Source organism: Tessaracoccus luoxuelianae, from assembly GCF_055326245.1.
In genome coordinates this window covers 1-5,193 of record NZ_JBUZNO010000027.1, presented here as the reverse complement: position 1 = coordinate 5,193, position 5,193 = coordinate 1, and the positions used below count along the sequence as shown (strand labels likewise).

Sequence of the window (5,193 nt, the reverse complement as noted above, 5' to 3'; positions counted from 1 at the left end):
CCTCGATCCACCGACCGATGAGAGCCTGTGTGCTGCGTGACGGGTTTTCGACTGTGCCCGTGCGGTTCTGGCTGGTGGTGCCGGGTTTCTGGTGTGAGGGTGTGAAGGGGCATCGGACCTTGCTGTCCGTGGTGTCCAGGGTTCCTTGGGGTTGCGCAGGGGTGGCTGCTGGGGTGGTCAGGCCGTTGCTGGGGCGGGTGGGTCGTTGACCCGGTTGAACAGGTCAGTCCAGGCGGCTTCCCAGGGCCAGGCTGTTGGTAGATGCAGCACGAGCCGGCGGGCTGAGGATGCGATCCTGGCTGGGACGGTGATCAGTGTGCGGCGGATGGTGGCGGTGGTGGCCTTTGCCAGTCCAGTCCCGGTCAGGGTGGCTGCGGCGCGTGTGAGGTTGAAGGCCATGACGGCCAGCACCAGCCAGGCGGCGTTGGCCGTGAACACCCCCGAGGGTAGGTGAGCCAGGGCGGAGGCTTTCAGGTCGGCGTTGACCTGCTCGATCACCGCGTGGCCGCGGTGGGTTGTGTCCGCCGTGATGGTGTTGAACACCGTCGGGTCGGTGGTGGTGAAGAAGGCGTGGAACCGCCACGTGTCGAAGAGTCCGTCCTGCCCGGCGGCGGCCTTGGTGGCGGCGTTGAAGTCCGGGATCCGGCGCACCACCAACCGTCCAGGGATCTGCTCAGCCTTCTTCTGCGAGGAGAACGCGGTGAAGGCGACCTCGGCGACTTCTGCGGTCGAGATCCACTGTTGGGTGTCGGGGTTGAAGATGGCGTCGGTGTACTTGATCGTGGTCCAGGCCTGCTCATCAATGGTCGCGATGGCGGTTTTGATGGTGGGGCTCATCTTGACGGTCACTGACACGTTGGCCCCGCCGCGAATGGCGGCCCAGAGCGAGGGCCGACCCCAGTAGGCCGAGTCCATCCGCACCAGCACCGGCGTTCCCGCTGGCAGGAGACGGCGGGCCTGTTTCACCGCGTCGGCGATCAACCGGTTCGCCCCGCGCGGGGACCCGCAGGCCCCTTTGCGTAGCCGCTGGGCCACGATGATCGGGGCCGTGGTCGCGGTGGCCAAGGTGGCGATCAGGGCGTTGAGCCCACGCACCCGGGAGTAGCCGAACCCTGCGCCCTGTTTCTGGTGGCCGTGGACCTCGATGATGGTGTCATCAACATCCAGCAACGCGACCCCGGGAGTCCTGGAAGCCTGCTGCGGGTTGCCCAGCAGCCAGGTCAGCCCGGTCAGTGCGGCCAGGAACCGGGACGCGACGGCGTCGAGTTGGCGGACATGCCCGAAGGTGAACTTCCGCAGGAACGACCCCAACGTGGAGGGGGCATAGATGCTGGAGAAGAGCTTCTTCATGCCGCCGTGGCGCAGCAGGGCCATGTCATCGATGGAGTCTGCTCCGGCAACCATCCCGGCCACCAACGATGTGACCTTCGCGCCGGCGTTGGCGCCCTTGTCGGTGGGGACACTCAAGTGCGCATCGCCCAGGTCCTGCAGCCCCGCAGCTTGGGCCAGTCTCATCGTCGGGACCAGCCCAGCGGCCGACACAAGATTCGGGTCATCGAAGCTGACAGAAACAGCGTGAGGAGTATGAGAGAGTTGCATCTGACGGATGCTCTTCCTACTTGGTGATTTTTGACTCTAGACAAGTCCCAATATCCCAGTAGCAAGGGCATTCGTTCGTCACGGCACGCTCAACCCACCCAACCCATCGGTGGATCGAGGCTGAGTTAGGCTCGCCACTCTCGTGGTTCACCAAGGACGTCCGTATGGCGTCGGGGAGGAATAGCCGGGGTTGTGTCAGTGTCGGCGGGGCCACGACCTACGAAGAGTTCGGGAGCCATGAGCAACTCGCGCTCATGCCGCTGCTCGGAAGATCCCGTTGTATTGGGTGGGCACTCCGCTCGGCGCTACCCCTTCGGAGAGACAAGCCGACGTTGATTAGCTTGGTTCTGACGCCGTACGCACCATGCTTACTATCAGAATCGCAGCTGAAGCCGCGGACCCTGCCTTCAACCGATTGGGCTGGCGGTCGTGCTTGACTCCATGCGCCAGGTCGAAGGCATGCGCCACGAGCTTCTTGAGGTCCGCGTTGGCGTTGCCGCCCGCTCGGTCATCCAAGTAGCTCATGAGGCGGTTCTTCGTGCGGTCCCGCGGAACCTTATCGCCGCCCACGACATCGCTCAGCACCTCAAGGACGCGCACTGCGTGGTTGCCCACGCTGCTGTAGTCCTGAACTGAGTTGGCTCGCCGCCACGCTGCTCGCAACGACTCGATCTCCACCTCCACAGCGGGCCACCCCGTGGACTCCAGCTCGCGAGCGAGCAGATCGCGCTCGTAGGCTAGTAGTTGTTCATGGGCTGGCCGAAGCATCTCCCACACCGTGTAGGCGCGCCGACGACTACCACTCACATAGTTGCGTCCCCGATAGTGGTGTAACGCGGTTCGTGTGATCGTTTCCCGGCATGTCGCTGGGACGTGAGCACGGCCACCGCGTGATTCTTCGAGTGAACCTTCCACAGCACCTCGAAAGGAACCATCACGATGACCGCTCCTCACATTGTCGATCCTGCGCGCCTGTTGGGCCAAGCCCTGGGTGACGCGTCACCTGACCTGATGCGTCATCTCCTCGCGACGGTGATCAACGCCCTGCTGTCGGCCGAGGCCGACGCGGTGTGCGGCGCCGAGTGGGGCCAGCAGTCCCCGGACCGGGTGACTCAACGCAACGGGTACCGGCACCGCGAGCTCGACACCCGGGTCGGCACCGTTGACGTGGCGATCCCGAAGCTGCGTTCGGGCAGCTACTTCCCCGACTGGCTCCTCGAGCGCCGCAAGCGGGCCGAGGCCGCGCTGATCAGCGTGGTCGCGACCTGCTACCTGCTCGGGGTCTCGACCCGCCGGGTCGACAAGCTGGTCCAGACTCTGGGGATCACGAGCCTGTCGAAGTCGCAGGTCTCCCGGATGGCCGCCGACCTCGACACCCAGGTCACCGCCTTCCGGACCCGCCCCTTGGGCGAGGCGGGGCCGTTCACGTTCGTGGCCGCGGACGCGTTGACGATGAAGGTCCGCGAGGACGGCCGCGTTGTCAACGCCGCGGTGCTCGTGGCCACCGGCGTCAACGCCGACGGACACCGCGAGGTCCTCGGGATCAAGGTCGCCACCAGCGAGACGAAGCAGGCGTGGAACACGTTCTTCGCTGACCTGGTCGCCCGCGGTCTCCACGGGGTGATGCTGGTCACCTCGGACGCGCACGCCGGGCTGGTCGACGCGATCGCCGCGAACCTGCCCGGCGCCGCTTGGCAGCGGTGTCGCACGCACTACGCGGCGAACCTGATGGACGTGTGTCCCAAGAGCGCCTGGGGGGCCGTGAAGGCCCTGCTGCACTCGGTCTACGACCAGCCCGACGCCAAAGCCGTCCACGCCCAGTACGACAAGATGCTCGACACCCTCACCGGGAAACTGCCCGCTGTCGCAGCGCACCTCGACACCGCCCGCGCCGATGTGCTCGCCTTCACCAGCTTCCCCAAGGAAGTGTGGCGCCAGATCTGGTCCAACAACCCCAACGAACGCCTCAACCGCGAGATCCGCCGCCGCACCGACGTCGTCGGGATCTTCCCCGACCGCGACAGCATCACCCGCCTCGTCGGCGCTGTCCTGGCCGAACAACACGACGAATGGGCCGAAGGCCGCCGCTACCTCGCCCTCGACGTCCTCACCCGAGCCCGCACCAAACCCGCCACCGACACCGCCTCCACAGCCCTGCCCGAACTGGAGCCCGCAGCATGACCGACCTCTGCGACATCTACGGTCCCGGCCACTCCCAGGCCGACTACCAACGCGCCCTCGCCGCCGGCCACGAAACCGGCTGGTGGAACGAACACGGTCTCCCCGCCCCCTGGCCCGAAGACTTCCTCGACCCCAACAGCGGCTGGCGGGAAGGCGCCAGTCCAACCACCCCCGAACCCGGCCAACCACCCTTCTGACCACCCGACCCGAAGAATCAGCGGTTACACCACGTCAAGGGACTTGACCACTCACATCCAGGTCCGAAGTGAGATCCGCTGCGATGCCTAGACGATGGCAAATCACCTGCAACGTGCGCAGTGCGTCTTCGGTGATGTAGCGGCCTTCCTCGGTGCCGCCGTCGCACCATGCCTCTACCCAGTCCCCAATGGCATCGAGCAGAGTTAGTGCAGCGTCCAGATCCCGTTGATCTGTCAGCTGAGCCCGCCTCGCTTGCTCAAGACGCTCGCGCTTGAACCTCCCCGTTGAGTGACCCTCTTCGTCAAGTACGAACCATGGCTCAGTGGTCATGGACACTGATCGTAGGCCCGCGCCAGAGCTGGGCGCATAGGCCAAGGGATTACTTCGCGCAGGCGAGGGGAGACTGGCTTGCCAGTGCGCGCTCATGCCGCACTGAGCGTGGCCGCACGCTACTGTCGCGTTGGCAGATGCGGGGGCACCTACCATCAGAGCCACGGGTTGTTCGAAGGTGCAGGCGCTACGGCGAACTGCCCCTCATCGAGGTCGATGGTTGGGGAACCGGCAACCACCAGGCAGGCCCGCTCCCACGGACGTTGCTCGGCAAGAAACCGCACTTCATGTGCCATCCACTCGTGCCAGAACGCGATCGTCTGCTCGCGATCACCGTTCACACCCTCGGCCATGTCGCGAGCGATCCCCCGCCGCTCGGCCTCCTGAAAGTCCGACTGCACCCAGATCGAGGCATCAACGAAGTGCTCGAACTCGCGTTGGCTTGCGCCGACGCCCTCGATGACGACCAAGTCCGCCTCCGCGGCAACCTCGATCACGCCTTCGCGTCCATGCAGCCCCCACGCCGGCGGCTGAAACCGCACACCCTCCCCACGGTGCAGTGTCACCAGGATCTCGTCGCGCAGCAGATGCCCCCAGGCGAAGAACGGCTCATGCCAGGCCAGGTCATCCGTGTGGACGACCGCAGAACGGGCGACGGCCCGCTTCAGCTCAGCAGCCAGCGTCGACTTACCTGAGGCTCCCCTGCCGTCCACGGCAACGATCTGCGGCCGACCCAGCGGCTGCCCGGCCACCTGTAAAACGTGATTGACCAGCTCGGCAGTGTCGAGGGCCCGCCAAGGCCCCGCAGCGGGTTCACCCTCGAGCAAGGTCATGGTCATGACCCCATTCTGCTGCCGACAGCAGCCATGCTCGCTCATGCCGCGC

The 5,193-nt window shown here is 65.7% G+C and carries 6 protein-coding genes; 2 read left to right on the top strand and 4 right to left on the bottom strand.

Annotated elements, in window-relative coordinates:
• Positions 1 to 177 precede the first annotated feature (177 nt).
• Both ACZK39_RS16735 and ACZK39_RS16730 read right to left on the bottom strand, forming a co-directional pair.
• Positions 178 to 1,599, bottom strand: coding sequence for an IS1380 family transposase (locus ACZK39_RS16735; RefSeq protein ID WP_459055881.1), 1,422 nt, complete (start codon positions 1,597 to 1,599; stop codon positions 178 to 180).
• A 336-nt stretch (positions 1,600 to 1,935) separates the two neighbouring features.
• Complete coding sequence (locus ACZK39_RS16730) at positions 1,936 to 2,367, bottom strand: hypothetical protein (protein WP_463613973.1); 432 nt, start codon at positions 2,365 to 2,367, stop codon at positions 1,936 to 1,938.
• 171 nt (positions 2,368 to 2,538) lie between these two features.
• Between ACZK39_RS16730 and ACZK39_RS16725 the strand changes: the two genes are divergently transcribed.
• Both ACZK39_RS16725 and ACZK39_RS16720 read left to right on the top strand, forming a co-directional pair.
• Complete coding sequence (locus ACZK39_RS16725) at positions 2,539 to 3,780, top strand: IS256 family transposase (RefSeq protein WP_459055581.1); 1,242 nt, start codon at positions 2,539 to 2,541, stop codon at positions 3,778 to 3,780.
• Positions 3,777 to 3,977 (top strand): hypothetical protein, encoded by a 201-nt coding sequence (locus tag ACZK39_RS16720; protein WP_459055580.1) that lies wholly within the window; start codon positions 3,777 to 3,779, stop codon positions 3,975 to 3,977. Before ACZK39_RS16725 ends, ACZK39_RS16720 begins: the two co-directional genes overlap by 4 nt.
• Positions 3,978 to 4,011: 34 nt before the next feature.
• Here the strand turns inward: ACZK39_RS16720 and ACZK39_RS16715 are convergent, their stop codons facing one another.
• A complete protein-coding gene (locus tag ACZK39_RS16715; RefSeq protein ID WP_463613972.1) occupies positions 4,012 to 4,308 on the bottom strand; it encodes a hypothetical protein in 297 nt (98 codons plus the stop codon).
• Positions 4,309 to 4,463: 155 nt separating this feature from the next.
• Entirely contained in the window at positions 4,464 to 5,147 is a 684-nt protein-coding gene (locus ACZK39_RS16710; RefSeq protein WP_197971685.1) for a uridine kinase family protein, read from the bottom strand.
• Positions 5,148 to 5,193 lie beyond the last annotated feature (46 nt).